Genomic DNA, 276 nt, shown 5'->3' with positions numbered 1-276 from the left:
CAATACTGACTTAGCAGGCATGGCGCTCCATCATTTTACGCTACTCAAGTCTTATGATGGTAAACAACCGCAACTCGCTATTTTGAACCCAAAAGCAGAAGAGCAGCATTTCCACAGCTCGCACACGGTCATACAAATAGTGGCGTACGACAGACCATTTTTAGTAGATACTATTTTGATGAGTCTTGAGGCTCAAGGTATCGACGTGCATCGCACTTATAACATTATTATCAGTGTTGAACGCGATGATGACGGCAACATTGCTCATATTGAAGG

The 276-nt window shown here is 43.1% G+C and carries 1 protein-coding gene; it reads left to right on the top strand.

The window, feature by feature from the left end:
• Positions 1 to 276: hypothetical protein (locus AAEZ03_RS27200; protein WP_350582945.1), on the top strand; the 276-nt coding region annotated here is incomplete at both ends.

It is taken from the genome of Pseudomonas sp. HY2-MNA-CIBAN-0224 (genome assembly GCF_040310285.1).
GTDB classification, from domain to species: domain Bacteria; phylum Pseudomonadota; class Gammaproteobacteria; order Pseudomonadales; family Pseudomonadaceae; genus Aquipseudomonas; species Aquipseudomonas helleri.
This window is presented reverse-complemented; position numbering and strand designations above follow the sequence as displayed.